Source organism: Actinoplanes sp. NPDC023936, from assembly GCF_040639325.1.
Taxonomy (GTDB): domain Bacteria; phylum Actinomycetota; class Actinomycetes; order Mycobacteriales; family Micromonosporaceae; genus Actinoplanes.
Genome location: NZ_JBEZZR010000001.1, coordinates 230,746 through 251,599, shown reverse-complemented (window position 1 = coordinate 251,599; position 20,854 = coordinate 230,746). Strand labels below are relative to the sequence as shown.

At 71.4% G+C, this 20,854-nt stretch carries 16 protein-coding genes; 3 read left to right on the top strand and 13 right to left on the bottom strand.

Annotated features, from left to right (window positions below):
- Positions 1-187: 187 nt before the first annotated feature.
- Complete coding sequence (locus AB0F72_RS01160) at positions 188-877, bottom strand: DUF998 domain-containing protein (protein WP_360423137.1); 690 nt, start codon at positions 875-877, stop codon at positions 188-190.
- A 142-nt stretch (positions 878-1,019) separates the two neighbouring features.
- On the opposite strand from AB0F72_RS01160, the gene AB0F72_RS01155 reads away from it, so the two are divergent.
- Both AB0F72_RS01155 and AB0F72_RS01150 read left to right on the top strand, forming a co-directional pair.
- On the top strand, positions 1,020-1,340 hold the full coding sequence (locus AB0F72_RS01155) for a YciI family protein (RefSeq protein ID WP_360423133.1): 321 nt from the start codon (positions 1,020-1,022) through the stop codon (positions 1,338-1,340).
- Entirely contained in the window at positions 1,337-3,190 is a 1,854-nt protein-coding gene (locus tag AB0F72_RS01150; protein ID WP_360423130.1) for a DUF6596 domain-containing protein, read from the top strand. Before AB0F72_RS01155 ends, AB0F72_RS01150 begins: the two co-directional genes overlap by 4 nt.
- Before the next feature lie 34 nt (positions 3,191-3,224).
- Here AB0F72_RS01150 and AB0F72_RS01145 read toward each other — a convergent pair whose 3' ends face one another.
- The 7 genes from AB0F72_RS01145 to AB0F72_RS01115 form a co-directional block, all read right to left on the bottom strand.
- The gene (locus tag AB0F72_RS01145; protein ID WP_360423127.1) at positions 3,225-4,001 is read right to left on the bottom strand and encodes a peptidase; all 777 of its coding nucleotides are present in this window, start codon (positions 3,999-4,001) and stop codon (positions 3,225-3,227) included.
- Between the two features lies 1 nt (position 4,002).
- Positions 4,003-5,328 (bottom strand): VWA domain-containing protein, encoded by a 1,326-nt coding sequence (locus tag AB0F72_RS01140; RefSeq protein WP_360423124.1) that lies wholly within the window; start codon positions 5,326-5,328, stop codon positions 4,003-4,005.
- Between the two features lie 759 nt (positions 5,329-6,087).
- Complete coding sequence (locus tag AB0F72_RS01135; RefSeq protein WP_360423121.1) at positions 6,088-7,146, bottom strand: VWA domain-containing protein; 1,059 nt, start codon at positions 7,144-7,146, stop codon at positions 6,088-6,090.
- The gene (locus tag AB0F72_RS01130) at positions 7,146-8,102 is read right to left on the bottom strand and encodes a VWA domain-containing protein (protein ID WP_360423118.1); all 957 of its coding nucleotides are present in this window, start codon (positions 8,100-8,102) and stop codon (positions 7,146-7,148) included. The genes AB0F72_RS01135 and AB0F72_RS01130 overlap by 1 nt, the downstream gene beginning before the upstream one ends.
- Positions 8,099-9,019 carry a DUF58 domain-containing protein gene (locus AB0F72_RS01125; RefSeq protein WP_360423115.1) on the bottom strand — a complete coding sequence of 307 codons (921 nt, stop codon included), beginning with the start codon at positions 9,017-9,019 and terminating at the stop codon, positions 8,099-8,101. The genes AB0F72_RS01130 and AB0F72_RS01125 overlap by 4 nt, the downstream gene beginning before the upstream one ends.
- Before the next feature lie 4 nt (positions 9,020-9,023).
- Entirely contained in the window at positions 9,024-10,010 is a 987-nt protein-coding gene (locus AB0F72_RS01120; RefSeq protein WP_360423112.1) for a MoxR family ATPase, read from the bottom strand.
- Positions 10,011-10,050: 40 nt separating this feature from the next.
- Positions 10,051-10,926 carry a trypsin-like peptidase domain-containing protein gene (locus AB0F72_RS01115; protein ID WP_360423109.1) on the bottom strand — a complete coding sequence of 292 codons (876 nt, stop codon included), beginning with the start codon at positions 10,924-10,926 and terminating at the stop codon, positions 10,051-10,053.
- A gap of 504 nt (positions 10,927-11,430) precedes the next feature.
- Between AB0F72_RS01115 and AB0F72_RS01110 the strand changes: the two genes are divergently transcribed.
- Positions 11,431-13,413, top strand: coding sequence for an endo-1,4-beta-xylanase (locus AB0F72_RS01110; RefSeq protein ID WP_360423107.1), 1,983 nt, complete (start codon positions 11,431-11,433; stop codon positions 13,411-13,413).
- Positions 13,414-13,587: 174 nt separating this feature from the next.
- On the opposite strand, the gene AB0F72_RS01105 is transcribed toward AB0F72_RS01110, so the two are convergent.
- Genes AB0F72_RS01105 through AB0F72_RS01085 form a run of 5 tightly spaced genes read right to left on the bottom strand, consistent with a single transcriptional unit; the run spans position 13,588 to position 20,813 of the window.
- Entirely contained in the window at positions 13,588-16,407 is a 2,820-nt protein-coding gene (locus AB0F72_RS01105) for a hypothetical protein (RefSeq protein WP_360423105.1), read from the bottom strand.
- Positions 16,404-17,516: an AAA family ATPase gene (locus tag AB0F72_RS01100; RefSeq protein WP_360423103.1), complete on the bottom strand. Its 1,113-nt coding sequence runs from the start codon at positions 17,514-17,516 to the stop codon at positions 16,404-16,406. Before AB0F72_RS01100 ends, AB0F72_RS01105 begins: the two co-directional genes overlap by 4 nt.
- A gap of 11 nt (positions 17,517-17,527) precedes the next feature.
- The gene (locus AB0F72_RS01095) at positions 17,528-18,982 is read right to left on the bottom strand and encodes a VWA domain-containing protein (RefSeq protein WP_360423100.1); all 1,455 of its coding nucleotides are present in this window, start codon (positions 18,980-18,982) and stop codon (positions 17,528-17,530) included.
- Positions 18,979-20,328: a hypothetical protein gene (locus AB0F72_RS01090; protein WP_360423097.1), complete on the bottom strand. Its 1,350-nt coding sequence runs from the start codon at positions 20,326-20,328 to the stop codon at positions 18,979-18,981. The genes AB0F72_RS01095 and AB0F72_RS01090 overlap by 4 nt, the downstream gene beginning before the upstream one ends.
- Entirely contained in the window at positions 20,328-20,813 is a 486-nt protein-coding gene (locus AB0F72_RS01085) for a hypothetical protein (RefSeq protein WP_360423094.1), read from the bottom strand. The genes AB0F72_RS01090 and AB0F72_RS01085 overlap by 1 nt, the downstream gene beginning before the upstream one ends.
- Between the last annotated feature and the right edge of the window lie 41 nt (positions 20,814-20,854).

The window sequence follows — 20,854 nt, the reverse complement described above, 5'->3', positions numbered from 1 at the left end:
ATCCTATTCTCGGCCACCACGGAACCGACATGCGAACATGCCGCCCACAGCACGCTGGGCAGCCGCCGCTCTCACGTACAGACGCACACGTGCCGTCAACATGACGCGACGTATTGAATTGAGTGAGTTGAGTTGAGTAGACGGCTTGTCAACTCAACTCAACTCAACACGGGCGGTGGGGCCTGTGTCATCGACGGGAGTTGAGGGCGGCGATGGACAGGAAGCACATCGCGGTGATCGCGCCTACCGCAAGCGTGAGCGTTCCGGCCGACCCGCCGGACATCGCCCAGCCGTCGCCGACGAGGAGCGCCGTCCCGGAGAACGCCGCGCCGATCGCCATCGCCCGCGAGCCGGCACGCGAACCGGCAGGCGATCCGCCACGCGAGTCGGGACGCGAGCCGCCGCGCGAGTAGTGCCGCGTCAGCACGTAGCAGGCCGCGATCAGTGCGGTGAACGTGATCGACCCGGCCGCCATGTGACCGATCGCGTGCCAGCTCATCGTGGACGGAACGGTGTCCGGAGTTCCGGCCGGGAAGCCGCTGCCCGGATCCATCACCAGCGCCCCGGCGGCGATCATCCCGGCGCCGGCGATCCGGACCAGCCGGGGTGCCCACCGTCCCGGCAGGACACCGGCGCCGACGATCAGCAGCACTCCGGCCAGCACGAAGTTGACGATCTGGATCCAGCCCAGCGCACCGGTGCTGAGCAGGCTGAGCGGATGCCGCAACAGGTCGAACCCGTCCCGTGTCGCCACCTGAGCGAACGAGACGGCGGCCCAGAGCGGCCCGGCCACCGCAAGCGACGCAACGGCAAAACGCGACGAACCCGCGAGGCGCGACGAGCCTACGGTGCTGCGGGGCGGGACGACGGCGGTCATGGCGATCTCCTTCATGCGGTGACGCGGCTCTTCCACCCACTCGTCGTCTGGCGCCATGTGACAGGTAATGCTCGAATTACCTGTCACATGGGCCGAGCCGACGCTGAGGCAGAACCGCACACCGATCGAACGGAGAAGCGTCATGCGTTACCTGATGTTCCAGAAGGCCCAGAGCACCGAGCCCGACGCGAAGCTCTACGCCGACATGGCCGCGTTCGTCGAGGAGCTGACCGCCTCCGGCGTGCTGCTCGCCACCGGCGGCCTCGACCCGGCCGGCTTCAAGCTGACCTCGGAGGGCGACGAGGTCACCGTGACCGACGGCCCGTTCACCGAGGCGAAGGAGGCGATCGGCGGCTTCGCGCTGATCGAGGTCCGGTCGCGTGCGGAGGCGATCGAGCTGGGCCGCCGGTTCCGGAAGATCGTCGGGGACGGGGAGAGCGTGATCCACCAGGTTTACGGATGATCGACGCCGCGGCCACGGCCGGCGCCGTCTGGAAGCAGGAGTCCGCCCGGATCGTCGGCGGGCTCCTGCGGATGGTCCACGACGTCGGCCTCGCCGAGGAGTTCGCGCAGGACGCCCTGGTCGCCGCCCTGGAACAGTGGCCGGCCACCGGCGTGCCGGACAACCCGGGCGCGTGGCTGCTGACCATCGCGAAGCGCCGGGCCGTCGATCATCTGAGACGCGCCGGCCGGCAGGAGGCGCTCTCCGATCAGCCGGAGCAGGCCACCGAACCCGCCGACGACGACGTCCTGCGACTCATGTTCACCGCCTGTCACCCCGTACTCCCGGCGGAAGCTCGGGTGGCACTCACCTTGCGCGTGGTCGCCGGCTTGAGCCCCGCCGAGATCGCCCGGGCCTTTCTCGTCGCCGAGCCGGTGATCGTGCGGCGGATCGCCGGCGCTAAGCGCACCCTGGCCGAGTCCGGTGTGGCCTACGAGCCGTCCGCGGCGCTCACGTCGGTCCTCGAAGTCGTCTACCTGATCTTCAACGAGGGCTATGCGGCGACCTCCGGCGATGACCTGATCCGCGCTGACCTCTGCCTGGAGGCGCTACGGCTCGGACGGCTGCTCGCCGGGCTCGCGCCGGATCAGGCCGAGGCGCACGGCCTGGTCGCGCTCATGGAGATCCAGCAGTCCCGGTCCGCGGCGCGCACCGGACCGTCCGGCGAGCCGGTCCGGCTGCACGAACAGAACCGCGGCCGCTGGGACCAGCTGCTGATCCGGCGCGGCTTCGCGGCGATGCTGCGCGCCAGGGAGGCGGGCGGGCCGCCGGGGCCGTACGTGCTGCAGGCGGCGATCGCGGTCTGCCACGCGCAGGCCCGCACCGCCGGGGAGACCGACTGGGCACGGATCGCCGCGCTGTACGACGCCCTGGTCACGCTCCTGCCCACACCGGTGGTCCGGCTGAACCGGGCGGTGGCGGTCGGTTTCGCGCACGGGCCGCAGGCCGGGCTGACCCTGATCGACGAGTTGCGCGCCGACCGCCGGCTGGCCGGCTATCACCTGCTGCCCAGCGTCCGCGGCGACCTGCTGGAACGGCTTGGCCGCACCACCGAGGCTCGGCACGAGCTGGAACAGGCCGCAGCCCTCGCCGCGAACACCGCCGAACGGGACTTCCTGCTGCGCCGCGCGGCAGCCCTCGATGAGCCGCCGGCGTCCGGCCCGCTGCTGGGCGAGGCGATCGGCGAGTTCCTGTCGTCGGGTCTCGCTCCGGCGACCGCCCGGGCGTACGGTCAGACCCTGCGACGGCTCGGTGATCGCACTCCGCTGGCCGGGCTGACCGCGGCCCGTGTCGGTGCGATGGTCGCGTTGCACTGGACGGAGGTGAAGCCGCGGAGCTGGAACCGGCACGTCGCCGCGGTGCGATCGTTCGTCACCTGGGCGGGGGTTCCGGAGCTGGCCGCGGACCTCGAGACCCGGCATGTCCCGGAAAGTGGCGGCAGGACCGTTGTCGATCTTCCGGCCGACGCCCCGCTCCGGGAATTGACACTGTGGACCCTGCTGAGGGAGTCGCGGGCCCCGATCGGCACGGTTCTCGCCATCGATGTCGAAGACCTGGATCTTGACGACCGGCGGACGAGCAGCGGCGACGTCACGTGGCGGTCCGCGTCGGCCCGGTTGCTGACGGAACTCATCTCCGGCCGTACGCAGGGGCCGTTGTTCCTTTCCGAGAGACGCCACGGCCCCGGCCGCCGACCGGCGGCGCACGACCTCTGCCCGACGACCGGCCGCCGGCGCCTCTCCTACGAGCGCGCGGAATACCTCTGCAAACGCGCCACCGGACACACGCTGGGCCGCCTCCGCCACACCTGAGACACGCGACGGAGACGGCCCTGAGCAGCCTGTATCAGACCGCGCGACGCCGCCGGGTCCAGGAGAAACCGATCAGCCCGGTGATCGCGGCCAGCACACCGCCGCTGACCGTCCACACCCACCGTGACGAGAACTCCGGCACCCAGTCCGCGGAGAACGTGGCCGGCTCCGTCGACGGCGACGCCGCCGGAGCGGCCGTCAGCACCTCACCCGGCCGGTTGTTCGGAACCAGCGGCGCCTCCAGCTCACCCTGATCCGCACCGGTGTCGCCGGTCGGCGCGGTGAGCGTCAGGTCGACCTCGATCGGCAGGCCGAGATCCACCTCCGGCAGATCGGTGCTGGACAGCCGCACGTAGTAGGTGCCCGGCAGCGGGTCGCCGTCCCACGGCTCGGCCCAGCTCCGCACCTGCCGCAGCCGGCAGCCGAGCGTCACCGCTGTCGCGCCGGTGTCCGCGACCGGGCTCTGCTCCCCCGCCACGCAGGCCTGTCGCCGGCGCAACCCGTCGAACACCTCCACGGTCCACGACTGCGCGCCGGTCCGGCCCTTCGCGGGCAGCGCGACGGTCGCGGCCAGCGTGGGGTTCTCCCCCGCTGACGCGCTGAACGACCAGTAGAGGTAGTCGCCGGTCACCGCGTCGACCTTCACCGGCTGCTGCGGGGAGATCCCGACTGCGGTGAGGAACGAGGTGCCGGCGCTGCTGACGTTCGGGGCGGGTGAGGGGTCCGCGGCCAGTGCTGGTGAGGCGGCCAGGACTGGGGCGGCCAGGAGCGGTGCGGCCACGACGGCCGCGAACGCGTAGAAGCGACGCATGTCAGTTCTCCCTCCAGGTGGCGACCCACCAGCGGGTCAGCCAGCCGGCCAGCACACCGGCGATGAGGCCCGCGACCGCGAGCACGAAGAGCAGCAGCCAGCCGCGGCCCAGCCCGGGCGCGTCCGGCGTCTGGGAGGCGTCGACAAGATCGATGCTGAGCTCCAGCGGCATGCCGGGGGCGCCGGCCGCGGTCCTGGACGCGAACGAGTTGCTGACGACCAGGCAGACGCTTTCCAGCTTTTCCGAAATTTCGGTCTTGTCGTCGTCGCTGCCGCCGCTGTCGCCGCTGTCGCTGCTGTCGCTGCTGTCGCTGCCGTCGCTGTCGTCGTCGTTTGCCGACCAGCGCAGGCCGGTGGAGAGCACGTCCGCTCTGCCGCTACCCGCGTCCACCCCGCGAACCAGCTCACGGCCGTTCTCGGTGGCCGCCTTCAGCAGTACCCCGTAGTCACGGTTCAGCTCGCGGTCCAGGGCGATGCTCACCGAGGCCCGCAGTTCCTGACCCGGCTGGACGGCGACCCGGTAGTACCGGTGCTCCCCGATCAGCTCCCGGTCGGTGTAGACGCCGGCGGCCAGCATCGGCGCCTTCGTGCAGTCCTCGGCGCCGGCCACGGTCGCCGGCTGCACCGGCGGCGGCTGTGCGGCCCGGTCCACGAGTTGCTGGATCCGGTCGGTCAGCTCCTCCTCGCTCTGCGCTGCCGCATACGTTCCGCCGGTCGCGGTGGAGATGCAGACGAGCTGCTTGCGGGTCTTCTCGTCCGGGGTCAGGCCGAGCGTGTCGACGACCAGGCTGGTGCCCTGCGCGGCCAGTTCGCGAGCGACAGTGCAGGGATCCGGCGGCGTGCAGGTGTCCTCACCGTCGGTGATCAGCACGATCCGCCGCACCGAGCCGGTGTCTCCCAGGTCCTCGGCCGCCTTCCGCAGCGCGAGGCCGATCGGCGTGAACCCGGTCGGCTTCAGCGTGGCGATGGCATTCTTGGCGGCGACCCGGTTGACCGGCCCGACCTCGACGATCTGCTGGGTGTCCTTGCAACCCACCTTCTTGTTCTCGCCGCCGTAGGTCGCCCCGAGCACCCGGATGCCGAGCTGCGTGGTCTCCGGCAGCGCGTCGACCACGTCGTTGAAGGCCTGCTTGGCCACCGAGATCCGGGTGGCGCCGTCGATGTCCGCGGCCCGCATCGACCCGCTGACGTCGAGCACCAGCTCGACCCGGGGAGGCTCGACCCGGGTCTCCGGCACTTCGTCAGCTCGGGCGGGCGAGGCCCCCAGCGCCACATTCGCGGCGATCAATCCTATTGCTGCCACAAAGGACAGTTTCTTGTGGATCACGCGGCAAGATCATAAACACTGCCCCCACATGTACGGTCAACGCCCTCCCCCGCCGTCCACGCCCACCGGGTCCGACCCGTTCCCGCACCCGTCCCGACCCGTTCCCGCACCCGTCCCGGCCCAGCCCGGCCTAACCATGATCCCGTCCCAGCCGTAGCCCAGACGGGTAACCAAGCGGGATAGCCTGCGCCAGCTACGGCCCAGCCCCGCGAGCCGTAGCCCAGACACCCAACCAAGCCGATTTACCTGCGCCAGCTACGGCCCAGCCCTCCGAGCCGTAGCCCAGACACCCAACCAAGCCGATTTGCCTGCGCCAGCTACGGCCCGGCCTCGCGAGCCGTCGCTCAGCCAGGTTATGGAGGGGCGGATACCTGGCTGAGCGACGGCTCGCATGGGCGGCGCTCCCGGGTGGGGCCGATCCTGGGCCGCAGGCCCGTCCACTACTGGTCTGCGGCCCAAGATCGGTGACTGGTGAGCCGACGCTGGACCGACCAAGCCGGACAGACCCCACCAAGTGGGACGGCCGGCTCGGCGGGACCGCTGGACTGAGCGGGACCGCCGAGTTGGGCGGCATCGCCGAGCTCAGCGGGACCACCGAGCTGGGCGGGACCGCCGGGCTGGGCGGGACGCCGGGGCCGGCGGCTGGGGGCGCCGGCGGAAGGGACGTCAGTCACCGGGGGTGGCGGGACCGGTCACGTGCGGTTGGGTGGGTGTGGCTCGTACCCTTGCGGGGGTCGCGGGCGACGGACCTCTGTTCCACTAGAGGGACAGGCCGGCGCCGCTGGTGACCAGCAGGAGACCGACCAGCATGAACCAGACCGAGATCTCCACGTTCTGCCTGGTGAGGCCGAACTCGCGGGGCAGGTCGCCGAGCACGTCGGTGAGCTGTTCGGCGTCCTCGGCCTTGAAGTAACGGCCGCCGGTCAGGTCGGCCACCTGGGTCAGCGCCTCCTCGTCGATCTCGCGTGCGCCGCCCCGGCCGCCGCCGAGACCGCCGCCGAACCCGTTGCCGCCTCCGCCGAAACCGTTGCCGCCGAAGGGTGTGTCGCCGCTCACCTGGTCGGCGGTGCAGACCAGTTGCTGCGGTTCGGTGGTGCCGAAGCCGATCGTGTAGACGCGCAGGCGGCGGGCGGCGGCTTCCTGGGCGGCGGTGACCGGATCGACGCCTGTGGTGTTGGAGCCGTCGGTGAGGACGACGATGGTGTCCGGCTCGTAGTCCTGCGGCGACGAGGGCTGGGCGGGGTCGCCGAGATCGACGCCGGTGGCCGCCACGTCCGGGTTGATCTCGGCGATCGCGTCGACGGACGTGAGGATGGCCTGGCCGATCGCGGTGCCCCGGGCGGTCTTGAGGGTGTCGATCGCGTCGAGCAGGGACTGTTTGTCGGTGGTCGGGGCGACCAGCAGGCCGGCGATGCCGGAGAACGCGACCAGGCCGATCTTGGTTTCGCCCTCCTGGGCCTCGACGAAGCCGCGGGCCGCGTCGGTGGCGACGGCGAGGCGGTTGGGGGCGATGTCGGTGTTGCACATCGAGCCGGAGACGTCGATGGCCAGCAGGATCGTGGTGCTGTTCGACGGCACGGCGATGGACGCCTGTGGCCTGGCGACCGCGCCGGCCAGGGCGAGCAGGCCGGCGAGGAACAGGTAGACCGGGATGCGGCGGCGCCACGCGGTGCGGCCGGGCAGGGCGGCGCGGATCAGCGCGACGCTGGAGACGGTGATCGCGGTTCGTTTGCGGCGCCGGTTCAGCCACCAGCGGGCGGCGAGCAGCAACGGCACGACTCCGAGCGCGAGCAGTGCCCACGGCCAGCTCAGCGACATCAGACGATCCTTCCGTGCCAGCGGGTGCTCAGCAGGCCGCCGAGCGTCAGCAGGAGCAGGGCCGCCGCGGCGAACGGCGCGGTCAGCTCCAGCGGCTCCTTCTCCGTGGTCAGCCGCAGGTCGATCGACTTGGTGGTGTCGGCGAGCGTGGCCGCGTCACCGGCCGCGTGATAGGTGCCGCCGGTGACCTGGGCGATCGAGGTGAGCAGCGACTCGTCGAGCGCGGTGCCGAGCTGGAAGCCGTCCACCTCGACGGTGCCGCCCTGCGCGGTGCCGACACCGACGGTCTGGATGTGCACCCCGGCGGCGGCCGCGAGCTCGGCGGCGGCCTGCACGTCGGGCCCACCGGTCTCCTCGCCGTCGGAGAAGACCACGATCGTCGCCGACGGCCAATATCCAAGATTCGTTCCAGCCGGCGCGTCCAGCGACACCGGCTTGCCGGTGATCGTGCTGAGGCCGACCAGGATGGCCTGGCCCAGCGACGTGCCGCCGCTCGCCTTGACCCGCTGGATGGCGGCGACCGCGGCCGCGTGGTCGTCCGTCGGCTCCTGGGTGAGCAGCGCCTGGTCACCGAAGACCAGCACGCCGACGTCCACGGTGTCCGGCTGTTCCTCGACGAATTCGGCGGCCGCGGTCTGCGCGGCGCCGAGCCGGCTCGGCGTGACGTCGGTCGCGGACATGCTGTTGGAGACGTCGAAGGCGAGCAGCACGGTCCCGGAGACCCGCGGCACGGACACCTCGGCCTGCGGGCGGGCCAGCCCGGCCAACATGATCGGCAATGCGGCGAGCAGCAGCGCGTAGGGCAGGTGCCGGCGCAGACCGCCGCCGGCCATCGTGCCGAACCCGGCCGCGGTGAGGGCGGCGGCCCGGCGGCGCTGCACCATCAGGTACGCGTAGATCGCCGCCCCGGTCACCAGCACGGCGACCAGGAGCAGCAGCGGGTAGTGGAAGCTCATCGCCCGGACCGCCTGACCATGTCGATCAGCACGGCGAGCAGATCCTGGTCGGTGGTGACCCGGTGCGGGTTCACCCCGGCCTTGCGCATGCCCTCGGCGAGTGCCTGCTCACGTGCGCCGACCTGCTCGGCGAGCCGGCCACGCAGCAGCGGATCACTCGTGTCGACGAGCACCTGCTCACCGGTCTCGGCGTCCTCGACGAGCACCAGGCCGAGATCCGGCAGCTCCAGCTCCGCCGGGTCGACCACCCGGATCACCACGACCTCGTGGCGGTGGGTGAGCATCGCGAGCGACCGCTCCCAGCCCGGATCCCCGATGAAGTCGGACATCACGAAGACCAGGCTGCGGCGCAGCGATGTGGTGGTGGCGGCGAGCCTCAGCATTTCGCTCAGATCGGTTGTCGTGCCGATTTTTCGTGATCCCGAAGGCGAGGTGAGCTCGCGCGCGAGCCGCAGGATCTGATCCCGCCCGCCCCGAGGGGCAACGACCTTCTTGTCCGCGTTGTCGAACAGGATCGCGCCCACTTTGTTGCCGCCCTGCGCGACGAGCCGGGCCAGGCTGACCGCCAGCTCGGCGGCGATCGACGCCTTGCCGTCATGTCCGCCGAACCGCATCGAGGCGGACCTGTCGATGACGAACCACGCGGTCATCTCGCGGTCCTCGGTGTACTGCCGGATGTGCGGCTCGTCGGTGCGTGCCGTGACGTTCCAGTCGATGTGCCGGACGTCGTCCTCCGGCGTGTACGCCCGCAGGTCGGTGAAGTCGAGCCCGGTGCCGTGCCACACCGTGCGGTACGCGCCCTGCAGGCGCCCGTCCAGGCGACGCCCGAGCTTCCACTCGAGGCGCCGCAGCAGCCGGTCCGGAGCTGTGACACCCCGCCGGGGAGAACCCGAGGCAAAACCGGACTCTGAGATCATGAGGTCAGCGGCCCCGCGGCTCGGGGAACGACAGATTCGCCAGGATCTTCGAGATGATCAGGTCGGGGGTGACCTCGTCGGAGAGCGCCTCGTAGGAGAGCACGAGGCGGTGCCGCAGCACGTCGAGGGCGAGGTCGCTGAGGTCCTCGGGCACCACGTACTCCCGGCCGCGGATGAAGGCGAGCGCCCGGCCGGCCAGCACCAGGCTGATCGACGACCGGGGACTGGCGCCGAACGTCACATACCTCGCGAGGTCGGTGAGCCCGACCCGGCCCGGCTCACGGGTGGCGTGCGCGAGCTGCACCGCGAAGTCGATCAGCGACGGGTCGACGTAGACCCGGTCGGCCTCCTGCTGCAGCGCGACGAGCGTCTCCGGGTTGATGATCTCCTGGATCACGGCGGCCGGGGCGAGCGCCCGCTCGACCACCACGAACTCCTCGGTCGGCGACGGGTAGCCGACCACCACCTTCATCATGAAGCGGTCGACCTGCGCCTCGGGGAGCGGGTAGACGCCCTCGCTCTCGATCGGGTTCTGCGTCGCCATCACGAGGAACGGGTTCGGCAGCTTGTGCGTCTCGCGGCCGATCGTGACCTGCCGCTCCTGCATCGTCTCCAGCAGCGCGGACTGCACCTTGGCCGGCGCGCGGTTGATCTCGTCGGCGAGCAGCAGGTTGGTGAAGACCGGGCCGAGCTGAACCTGGAACTCACCGGTGGGCTGGTGGTAGACCCGGGTGCCGACGATGTCCGCGGGCACCAGGTCGGGGGTGAACTGGACCCGGTGGAAGTCACCGCCGATCGCCTCGGCCAGGGATTTCACGGCGAGGGTCTTGGCCAGCCCCGGGACGCCCTCGACCAGGATGTGCCCACGGGCCAGCAGCGCCACGATCAGCCGTTCGAGCAGGATGTCCTGGCCCACGATGGTCTTCTTGACCTCGTAGAGCACCTTCTCGATCGGGCCGGCGGTGGCCGCCGGTGCGTCGGTCCAGCTCATGTGGGATGTCCGTCCTTATGTCTCAGAGGGGCGGTGCGGCTCAGAGGGGCGGTGCTTGTCCGTCGCCGTCGCCGCCACCACCGAGGGCCGCGCCGATCGGGACCGCGAAGCCGATGCCGATGAAGGTGCCCGCGTCGGTCGGGTTGGCCAGCGCCACGACGATGCCGACCACCTGCCCCCGCGTGTTGATCAGCGGTCCGCCGGAGTTGCCCGGGTTGACCGCCGCGTCGAACTGGATCAGGCCCTCGATGTCGCCGGACGCGTCCCGGTCGAGCTTGCGGTCCAGCCCGGAGACGACGCCGCTGCTGGTGCTCCAGGCGAGACCGAGCGGGTTGCCGATCGCCACCACGTCGTCGCCGACCGCCACGCCGCCGCCGAGCACGGCCGGCACCAGCGTCTCCGGCAGCTTGTCCGGTGCGATGGTGGCAATGTCCTGATCAGCGTCCTTGCTGGCGATCGAGGCCGCCGCACGGGTGCCGTCGGCGTAGGTGACCCGGATCGCCTCGGCGCCGTCGACCACGTGCAGGGCGGTGAGGATGGTCCCGTCCGCGTTGACGATCACTCCGGTGCCGGTGCCGGCCTCGAGATGGTTCTGCGAGTCGTGGCCGGTCGTCTCGATCAGCACCACCGAGGGGGTCAGCGCCCGGGAGACCTCGGCGACGGTGAGAGGCGCGGCCGAGGCGGAGGGCGCGGCCGAGGGGGCGGCCGCGGCAGGGCTTTCGGTTTCACCCCGATCGGGTACGAGGACGAACGCGGTGATCGCCACAGCCCAGAGGAGGGCCGCACCGAGGAGCACCTTGCGGCGCCGCTCCGGCGTGTTCCACCGGGCTCCCCGTGTCTCCGGCTTCTCGGCTTTCTCCGGCTCCTCCCGGGCGGGGTCCGGTGACGGGACTCCCTCCGGGCGGAGCACGGTCATCACGACACGACCGCCAGACTGTCCATTCCTTGAATCTAAAAGCGATTCCTAGGAATTCGCCATGAGTCCTCTGACGGTTTCCCGTACGCAAATGGGGCTATACAAGGTAATAAGGGTTCCGGCCGGGGTGGTTTGTCAGCTATCTAAGGATTCGCACCCGTGTGGTGCCCGCCCATAGCGGGCATCGGCGCTCAGCGGCGGGACCGCCAGCGCCGCAACCATCGGCGCAACTGGTGCGACCAGGTGCCCGGTCCGGCGGTGACTCCGGGGAAGTTGTCGTCGCTGTCGATGGGTCGCATGTCAGCTCCTTTCCGTTCGAGGCCTCACTTGTTGAGCGTCGCCGGAAACGGTCGCGTTACTCCATTGTCCTGGGAGCGCTCCCATGTAACGATGTTCATCACTTCGTCATCCGCATACCCCCGGAAGCTTCAGGCGTACCCCCCGGAGGCTTCAGGCGCACCCCGGACGCTTCAGGCGTACCCCCGAACGCGAAGGACCACGCAGATGCGCGCACTCGCGCGGCTGGCCGTGACCACCCTGCTGGTCGCGGCTCCTCTCGCCGCAGTCACCGTCGCCACCACCACCGCCAGCGCGGCCGACGATCCCGCTCCGATCACCGTGCTCACCAGCGACTTCGAGGACGGCACCGCACAGGGCTGGACCGGTCGCGCCGCGGAGACCGTCACGCACAGCACCGCCGCCGCGCACGGCGGCGCCGGCAGTCTCGCGGTCACCGGACGCACCGCCGCCTGGCAGGGGCCGTCACTCGACGTGCTCGGCGTGTTCGAGAAGGGCACCGCCTACACGATCTCCGCTTGGGTACGGCTGACGTCCGGCTCGGACAACGCCCGGCTCAGTGTGGAACGGCGCAGCGGTGGCGTCGCCGCCTACGACCAGGTGGTCGGCAACACGGCGGTGACGGCGGGCGGCTGGGTGAACCTGACCGGCCGGTACACGCTCGCGGCCGACGTCGACTTCCTGCGGATCTATCTGGAGACCGGGTCGACGACCGGTGACTTCCACATCGACGACGTGACGGTGTCGTACGTGCCGGCGTTGCCGATCCAGACCGACATCCCGGCGGTACGGGACGTGGTCGACGAGTTCCCGGTCGGCGCCGCGATCACCGGCGCGGAGATCATCGGCGACCACGGTCTGCTGCTCTCCCGCCACTTCGCCTCGGTCACCCCCGGAAACGCCCTCAAATGGGACGCCACCGAGCCGAGCGAGAACACCTTCACGTACGCGCAGGCCGACCCGCTGATCGCGTACGCCACGGCGAACGACCTCGCCGTCCGCGGGCACACCCTGGTGTGGCACAACCAGACGCCGTCCTGGGTGTTCACCGGCGCCGACGGCCAGCCGATGACCGCCAGCGCGGAGGACAAGGAACTGCTGCTGGCCCGCCTGGAGAACCACATCCGCAACGTCGCCGGCCACTACGGCGACACGATCGCGGCCTGGGACGTGGTCAACGAGGTGATCGACGAGAACCAGTCCGACGGGCTGCGGCGCAGCGACTGGTACAACGTGGCCGGGCTGGACTACATCCGCACCGCGTTCCGGGTGGCCCGGGACGTGCTGCCGGACGCGAAGCTGTTCATCAACGACTACAACACGAACGTCCCGGCGAAGCGCGACAAGCTGTACGCCCTGGTCGCCCAGCTTCGTTCGGAGGGCGTGCCGATCGACGGCGTCGGGCACCAGATGCACATCAACGTCAGCTGGCCCACGCTCGCCGAGACCGAGGCGATGATCCAGAAGTTCGTGCCGCTCGGCGTCGAGCAGCAGGTCACCGAGATGGACGTCAGCATCTACACAGGCAGTGGGGAGAGCTTCCCGGCCCCGCCGGCCGACCGTCTTCTCCAGCAGGCGTACGTGTACCGGGACATGTTCGCGCTCTTCCGCAGGTACGCCTCGGAGATCACCTCGGTGACGCTGTGGGGTCTGGCGGACGACAACACGTGGCTTGACACGTTCCCGGTGACCCGCAAGGACGCGCCGCTGCTGTTCGACACGAGGCTGCAGGCCAAGCCGGCGTATTGGGGCGTGGTCGACCCTTCCAAGATCGGCGTCTCGCCGTCGGGGTCGGTCTCGCCGTCGGGGTCGGTCTCGCCGTCCGGGTCGGTCTCGCCGTCCGGGTCGGTTTCGCCGTCGGCCGGGGTGGCGGGGTGTTCGGTGACGTATCGGGTGACCGGGAGCTGGTCGGGCGGGTTCCAGGGCGAGGTGACTGTCGCCAACACCGGCGCGGCCGCCGTCAGCGGCTGGTCGCTGGCCTGGCAATTCGCCGGTGGGCAGCGGATCGCGCAGCTCTGGAACGGTTCGGTCACCCAGTCCGGCGCCGCCGTGACCGTGACCAACGCTTCGTGGAACGGCACCCTCGCTCCGGGCGGGTCCGCCTCGGTCGGCTTCCTGGGCAGCCGGACCGGCAGCAATCCGGCCCCGGCCGCCTTCACCGTGAACGGCACGGCCTGCGCGGTCCTCTGAGCCGGACGTGATCGCGGCTGAGCCGAGCGTGATCGCCGCTGAGCCGAGCGTGATCGCGGCTGAGCCGAGCGTGATCGCGGCTGAGCCAGGGGGTCACGACGCCCGGGGGAAGCTCTCGGCGGCGGGAGGCGGCACATGCAGCCCCGCTTCCCGCCGCCGAGGCCTCGGGCCCGGTCAGGCGTTCATCATCATGTCCAGCGCCTCCGCTGTCTCCGGGTGCCGGGTGAGCAGACCGCCGGCGGCCGACTCCAGCGCGGCTGTCCCGGGCACGGCCGTATCGGGCACTGCCATATCGCGCACTGTCATATCGAGCACTGTCACATCCGGCGCCGACCACTCCCCCGCGATGCCGAGCAGGGCCGCGACCCCGTCCGCCGCCTCCGGGTGAGCGGCCAGCAGCACCCCGGCCGGGCCACCGCCCCGGACCGCCGGACCGGCCGGCGCACCCCCGGCCGGCGCCGGGCGGGACCTCCACGGCGGTGTCCACGCGTCGATACCGGCCAGGGTCGCCGGGAACGTGCGCCCCGCTTCCCGGGTCAGCACCGGGACCAGCTCCGCGGCCTGCGATTTCAGCGTCGTGATCAGCGTGGGCAGCCACGGGAGCAGGACCGGGTCGGGCAGCCGCCCGAACGCTTTCGACAGGGTCTCGACGACGAACGGCGCCAGCCTCGGCACCGGTTCGAGCGCCTGGACGAACCCGCTCACGTACTGCGGGACCGCGGGCACCACCAGGGGGTTGGCGAGCAGCTCGTCGACGCGTACCCGGAGGTCGGCCAGCGGCAGGGCACCCAGCTGGTGGCGCGCCGCCCAGAGCAGGGCCAGTTTCGCCGGCGTCTCCGGATGGGACTGCCGGACCGCGAGCTCCAGCTGGGTGCGGTCGCAGCCGAGCGACAGCGCGAGGCTCTCCATGCTGAACAGGAAGCCGAGCATCGCGCCGACCTGCCGCACGCCGGTGTCGTCGGCCACGAACGCGGTCGGCAGCAGGGTGCAGTAGTGCGCGTAACCTTCCGTGACGAACCGCTCGCACCAGGCCGGGAGCGCCGGTTCGGTGGCCCGGTAGTGGGCCATCAGCCGGCGGATGCGGCGCAGCACGGCGGGCGCGTCGTCGACAGTGCGCTCGGCGGCGAGCAGTTCCACCGCCCGGGTGCCGAGTTCGTCGGTGAGGCGCGGGCTGCGCAGGAAGAGCAGCGAGTCCTCGACGGCCTTGAGCGCGGTGGCGGCGGTGGCTTTCGGGTCCCAGGCGGACCGGCGCAGCCGCTGTTCCAGGACCTGCTCGACGGTGACGCCCTCGTAGCCCAGCTCGATGATCGTGCGCTGGTGGCGGCCGAGGTCGAGGTCCCAGCTCTCCTGGATGTGTTTCTCGCCGAGCCGTCGTGAGCCCATGATCGGCCGGACCGCCTGGTCGGGCAGCAGGTAGCGGAGCATCCAGAGCAGCTGGGAGCAGGCGGTCAGCTCGGGCCGCGCGGCCAGGTCGAGCAGGGCGCGCTGGATGGTCCGCTGTTCGAGGTTGAGCCCGAGCGGCGCGAGACGGTCGTAGACGTCGCGGGCCAGCGGCGGGAGGGCGGCGTACCCCACCTGGCCGATCCGGTCGCCGCCGAGCAGGATCTCGCAGAGCCGGCGCACGTCACGCCGTCCCGGCACGGTCTCCTTCTCGATGCAGGTGACCGCCGCGTCCTGAAAGTCGTACGGCGTGGGCCGCCGCCGCCCGCGCATCCCGGCCAGCAGCACCGACGTCTCGAACACCGCGATCGCGTCCGCCGTGCTCGCCAGGTAGCCGTTGCGGCGGGCCAGCCGGACGATGTCGACGCACCAGCCTCGCAGCTCCCCCTCGTCCAGGGCGTCCAGCGCCGCCGGCCCGGTGAGGTAGCCGCTGAGCTGGTCGGTGACCGGCCCGGAGGCGACCGCCGCGGGGAGCGCCGGTGTCTTCTTGCGCCCGCTTTTCTGACCGGTCAGCGAGAACGGTTTCACCCGGGTGCGCAGCAGCGATTTCTGCCAGGCGGCGGCCGCGATCGACACCGATCCCGGCGCCAGCCCGAACTGCGCCTCGATCGCCGAGTGGCTGGACGGAATGAGCCCGTAGAGCCATGTCGTCGCGGTCCGCTCGGTGATCGCGAAGTCGGGTGTGCCCGGCGCCGAGCCGGCCTCGGGGACCCGGCTCGACGCGTGGAAGGCGCCGCAGATGTAGAGGCAGTCGGCCCGGTCGGCGCCGCTTCGCGCGAGATGCTCCCGGATCCGGGTCCACATGTAGCGCTCGCGGTCCTCGTCGATCGCGAACCGCCGGCTGTCGTGCGGCGCGAGCCGGCGGAACAGGCTGCCGATCATGACCATGACCTGCCGGTACGTGTCGTGATCGGCCCCGGCCAGCGGCTGCTCGACGTACTGCTCCCACCACTCGGACCAGTGCCGGACCCGGCCGTGGTGCAGCAGGTGCTCCTCCAGCTCGGCGAAGCGCGGCCGCAGGTCGCCGATCTCCACCCCGACCGCGTCACCGTGCAGATCGTCCTCACCGGTGGACGCCGAGACGTCCGGCTGCCACTGGAAGACGTGGTCGGTGGACCTGTCGACGAGCACCAGCTCGACGCCGGGGGTGTCCAGCGCGTACGCGATCGCCTGGTACTCGGCGGACGCCTCGGTGATCGGCGCGACCACGCTGAGCGGCGCTGACTCCTTCGGGAAGCCGTCCAACTCGGAGGCGAACGCCTGCAGCGCCACCGGCAGCCGGCAGTTCCGCAGCTCGGTGAGGAGCGGTGCGAGGTCCTCGCAGAGCTCCAGGTAGATCACCTTGGGCTGTTTCTCCCGCAGGCGGCGGGCCATCGCCAGCGCCGAGGCCGGCGAATGGTGGCAGACCGGGAAGATCTCCAGCGGCTCGCGCAGCGCGTGATCGACGTCGTCGACCATCCCGGCCAGGATCTCCGGCAGGGCCGCCGGGCCGTCCGCGAGGGCTTCGGCCGCTCCGAGCAGCTGCTCCCGCAGCGCGTCGAAGGGCCGGCTCACGACAGCGTCGCGATCGCCTGGCGGCCGCCTTCGAGGAAGCCGTCCCACTCCCCGCCGTGCTCCCGGCTGCGCGGCTCGACCACGCCGTGCCAGTACTTGTTGAGGATCGCCAGGTCCTCCGGGCTGCGCCGGGCCAGCGAGCCGACCAGGGAGCCGGCCAGCGTCTCGGCACTGAGCGCCCTGGCGCCGAAGAAGTTGCTGTGCAGGATCGCGTCCTCCAGCACGCCGATCTGCTCGGCGGTGGAGAGCGCCGACTCCAGGCGCTCCTCGTCGCTGGTCGCCGCGCCGGCGGCGGCACGCAGGTCGGCGAAGCTCTGCAGCAGCACGTCGAGCAGGGTGGGCGGGACCTCCAGCTCGATGTTGTGCCGGCGCAGCAGTTCCTCGGTGCGGAACCGGACGATCTCGGCCTCGCTCTTCTTGTTGGTCATCACCGGGATGCGGACGAAGTTGAAGCGGCGCTTGAGCGCGGAGGAGAGGTCGTTGACGCCCCGGTCCCGGCTGTTCGCGGTCGCGATGATCGAGAAGCCCGGCCTGGCGAAGACGATGTTGTCGGAGTCCAGCTCGGGAATGGAGACGTACTTCTCGGAGAGGATCGAGATCAGCGCGTCCTGCACGTCGCTGGTGGAGCGGGTCAGCTCCTCGAAGCGGCCGATCACGCCACCCTCCATCGCCGTCATGATCGGCGACGGGATCATCGAGGCGCGGGACTGGCCTTTCGCGATGACCATCGAGACGTTCCAGGAGTACTTGATGTGGTCCTCGGTGGTGCCGGCGGTGCCCTGCACGACGAGCGTGGAGTTGCGGCTGATCGCGGCGGCGAGCAGCTCGGCGAGCCAGCTCTTGCCGGTGCCCGGGTCGCCGATCAGGAGCAGGCCGCGGTCGGAGGCGAGGGTGACGATGGACCGCTCGACGAAGCTGCGGTCACCGAACCATTTCTGGCTGACCTCCCGGTCGAGGCCGTCGGCGCGCTCCGAGCCGAGGATGAACAGGCGCACCATTTTCGGGCTGAGCCGCCAGGAGAACGGTTTCGGGCCGTCGTCGATCGACTCGAGCCAGTCCAGCTCCTCGGCGTACTTGATCTCGGCGGGGGCGCGCAGCATGTCACTCATGGGGGTGTCTCCTAGAAGGCGAGGAAGTTCTTCAGCTCGGTGACGAGCTTCTTGATGCGACCGGAGAGCACCGGCGTGCCCTGGTCTTTGAAACGCTGGCGGAACCAGGGGTTGACGCTCTGCTGGCCGCCGCTGCTGACGGAGCCGACCGGGATGAAGCGAGCGCCGGAGCGGTGGATGGCGGCCATCCCGTCGAAGACGGCCTGTTCCTTCCACTCGTAGAAGTCGGAGATCCAGACGACCACGGTGTTGCGCGGGTCGGCGATTTTCGGCCGGGCCAGGTCGAGCGCGACGGTGCCGTCCGTCCCGCCGCCCAGCTGAGTGCGCAGCAGCACCTCGAACGGATCGTGCACCCACGGCGTCAGGTCGAGCGCACGGGTGTCATAGGCGATCAGGTGCACGTCGACCTTGGGCAGGCCGGCGAAGATCGAGGCGAGGATCGTGCAGTTCACCATCGCGTCGACCATCGAGCCGGACTGGTCCACCACCACGATCAGCCGGGCCGGGGTGATCCGTTTCGCGGTCTGCTTGTAGTAGAGCCGGTCGACGTAGAGGCGCTCCTCGGCCGGGTCCCAGTTCGGCAGGTTCTTCCAGATCGTGCGGTTGATGTCGAGGTTGCGGTAGACGCGTTTCGGCGGGATGGACCGGTCGATCGTCCCGGTGCTGGCCTGCGCGACCTGGGTGCGCAGCACCTCGGCCACCTCGTCGACGAAACGCCGGATCAGCGCCTTGGCGTTGGCGAGCGCCACGCCGTCCAGGTTGTCCTTGTCGCGGAGCAGTTGCTCGATCAGCGACATGCTCGGAGTGAGCTGCTTGGCGAGGGCGGGGTCGGCCAGCACCTCGCGCAGCCGCATCCGGCTGACCAGGTCGGCCTCGATGGCGGCGAGCACAGGAGCGAGGTCGACGTCGAACCCGTTGCCCGGCCCGGTCCCGACGCCGGCCCCACCGCCGCCCGGCGCGGCGCCGCCCGGCGAAGACCCACCCGGCGAACCGCCGCCCGGGGAAGCGCCGCCCGGCGAGCCGCCGCCCGCCGGAGCGCCCGCCGACGGAGCGCCCGCGCCGGCGGCCGCGGCACGACCGCGCAACGAGCCGGGGGTGCAGCCGAGGGACCGCTCGAACCAGCCCGCGTCCGACTGCCAGCGGGCCAGCTGACCGGCCGTGACGTTGCCGGAGCCGGTGCCGAAGACGTTGAGCAGCAGCTTGGAGACGAGCGCGGCCCGGCGGACCTCACCCTCCCGATCGTCGCCCGCCCCGCTGAGCAGGCCGTCGAACTCCGCCTCGAGGTGCGGGAAGCGCTGCACCACGGTGTCGACCGAGACGGCCGGGTCGAGCAGCGCGGCCGGCAGGTCCAGATCGCCGACGATCGCCACGCTGCCACTTTCCAGCGCGGCCTGCTCCTCGGGATCGAAGAGCCGGGCCAGCAGCCGCCAGTACAGCACCTGACGCCGATTTTCCGCGGTGCTCATTTGCGCAGCAGCCTTCCCGCGCGCTCGCGCAGCACGTCGACGGCCGTGCCGGCGACCGCCTCTGCCTTCGCGGCCTTCGCGTCGAGCGGGCCGAGCGCCCAGTCACCGGCGTGCACCGCCACCGCTTTCCGTTTCACAGTGGCCTGCACGGCGAGCGGCTGGAGCGCCCATCGGCCGGCGTCCCAGCGCAGCAGCCCGAGACAGGCGGTGGACGCGGCGATCAGGGCCGGGGTGAGCGGGCCGGCGGCGGGCAGCCGGTCCAGGTCGAGCGCCAGGGTGACGCCGCCGAGGTCGAAGCCGTCGGCACCGGCGGTGTAACCCTCCAGCAGCACCGGCTCGGCGACCGCGGCCGGGTGCCGGTCGAGCGGCGGGAGGGACGCTGCCGCCGCCGCGTCGAGCCGGACCCGGGCGGTGGCGAACGGGTCGGCCGGCTCGCCGGCGGTGACCCGCGACTCGTCCCAGATCAGGTCGCCGCCGCCGGTCAGGACGAGACCGCTGACCTCGACCGACCGATGCTCGGCCAGGGCGGCCCGGAAGATCGGGAACGCCGCGAGCATCCGCCAGGCGGACGGACCGGTGATGGTCTCCACTTTCGGTGCGGCCACCGCGGTACGCACCAGGCGGACCTCGCCGCCGGCCGTCTCCAGCAGACCGTGCGCCTGCGCCTGGAAGATCGTGGGGTGCTCGTGCAGGTCGGCGCCGAGCAGCAGGAACCGCCCGTCGACCGGCTCGCCGGAATCGGCGGGGAACCCGTCCTGGGAGAGCAGCAGGGCGCGGGACCAGAGGTCGGCCCAGCGCCGGGCCGGGACACGATCCAGGGTGGCGACCGGCGCGGCCGTCCGGAGCTCGGCGGCGAAACCGTCGAGCAGCACCGCGAGGCGGCGGGCCGCCGGATCGGCGAGCAACGCCTGCACGGTCGGCGAGCCGGCCGCGGCGAGCTCGTGGTCGACGCCGCGCCAACCGGCGATCGCCAGCTCCCGCAGCCAGGACCGGCTGCCGCCGGCGACGAAGGCCGCGGCCTCAGCCGGAGCGGGCGACGGCAGCCTCTTGCGGGCCAGCGTGCCGAGCAGGGCATCGTGCGCGGCGCCGAGCAGCGCGGTGCGCGCGCCGGCCAGGACCGCCAGGTGCTCGTCGGTGACCGTCCCAGCGACGATCTTGCCGATCGAGTCGGCCACCCGGTCGGCGAGCGGCGAGCCGGCGAACGCGGCGGTCAGCGACGTCAGCGACGCGGCGCGCTCCTCGTCGATCCGGGCCAGGCCGTGCACGAGCACGTCGTCGAGGCCGTCGACCAGGACGAGCGCCTCGCTCAGGCCGGCGGGCTCGGCACGCAGGGCGTCGGCGAGCATCAGCGCACCGCCCCGGCCGCCGGGAACCACTGCAGGTCGGGCAGCGGGTCGGTGGTCGCCGGCAGCTCCAGGTAGGAGAGGTGCCGCAGGAAGCTGCTGAACACCTCGGCCGCCCGGTTCGGCGCGGCGGCCGGGTGCAGGCCGGTGATCAGGTCAGCGCCCTCGGCGACCTCGACCTTCAGGTATCGCGCGACGCGGGCCGCGCCGTACTGCAGGGTGGCCTCGGCCAGCAGCGAGCGCAGGTGGTTGCACGGGTGGGCGCCGCTGAGGCCGCCGCACGGGCGGTTGTTGTTGGTGTGGCAGCTCAGGCCGTGGTCGCCCGCGGTGATCGAGGAGACGTAGACCCGGGAGACGTCGGACCCGCTCGACACCACGCCCTGCAGCCGGCCCTCGGCGAGCTCGAGAAAGGGCACTTTCGCCAGTTTCCGCGATCGCACTGGCTCGATGACGGGCGCCGAGCTGCGGCGCTCGTAGGGGATGCTCATGGGGCGTAGTTGTATCGGAGGGGTCCGACAAAAACCGGCCG

Excerpts from the sequence above, each read along its gene's own strand:
- AB0F72_RS01160 (WP_360423137.1), bottom strand. The coding sequence starts at position 877 with ATGACCGCCGTCGTCCCGCCCCGCAGCACCGTAGGCTCGTCGCGCCTC.
- AB0F72_RS01155 (WP_360423133.1), top strand. The coding sequence starts at position 1,020 with ATGCGTTACCTGATGTTCCAGAAGGCCCAGAGCACCGAGCCCGACGCG.
- AB0F72_RS01150 (WP_360423130.1), top strand. The coding sequence starts at position 1,337 with ATGATCGACGCCGCGGCCACGGCCGGCGCCGTCTGGAAGCAGGAGTCC.
- AB0F72_RS01145 (WP_360423127.1), bottom strand. The coding sequence starts at position 4,001 with ATGCGTCGCTTCTACGCGTTCGCGGCCGTCGTGGCCGCACCGCTCCTG.
- AB0F72_RS01135 (WP_360423121.1), bottom strand. The coding sequence starts at position 7,146 with ATGTCGCTGAGCTGGCCGTGGGCACTGCTCGCGCTCGGAGTCGTGCCG.
- AB0F72_RS01130 (WP_360423118.1), bottom strand. The coding sequence starts at position 8,102 with ATGAGCTTCCACTACCCGCTGCTGCTCCTGGTCGCCGTGCTGGTGACC.
- AB0F72_RS01125 (WP_360423115.1), bottom strand. The coding sequence starts at position 9,019 with ATGATCTCAGAGTCCGGTTTTGCCTCGGGTTCTCCCCGGCGGGGTGTC.
- AB0F72_RS01120 (WP_360423112.1), bottom strand. The coding sequence starts at position 10,010 with ATGAGCTGGACCGACGCACCGGCGGCCACCGCCGGCCCGATCGAGAAG.
- AB0F72_RS01115 (WP_360423109.1), bottom strand. The coding sequence starts at position 10,926 with ATGACCGTGCTCCGCCCGGAGGGAGTCCCGTCACCGGACCCCGCCCGG.
- AB0F72_RS01110 (WP_360423107.1), top strand. The coding sequence starts at position 11,431 with ATGCGCGCACTCGCGCGGCTGGCCGTGACCACCCTGCTGGTCGCGGCT.
- AB0F72_RS01100 (WP_360423103.1), bottom strand. The coding sequence starts at position 17,516 with ATGAGTGACATGCTGCGCGCCCCCGCCGAGATCAAGTACGCCGAGGAG.
- AB0F72_RS01095 (WP_360423100.1), bottom strand. The coding sequence starts at position 18,982 with ATGAGCACCGCGGAAAATCGGCGTCAGGTGCTGTACTGGCGGCTGCTG.
- AB0F72_RS01090 (WP_360423097.1), bottom strand. The coding sequence starts at position 20,328 with ATGCTCGCCGACGCCCTGCGTGCCGAGCCCGCCGGCCTGAGCGAGGCG.
- AB0F72_RS01085 (WP_360423094.1), bottom strand. The coding sequence starts at position 20,813 with ATGAGCATCCCCTACGAGCGCCGCAGCTCGGCGCCCGTCATCGAGCCA.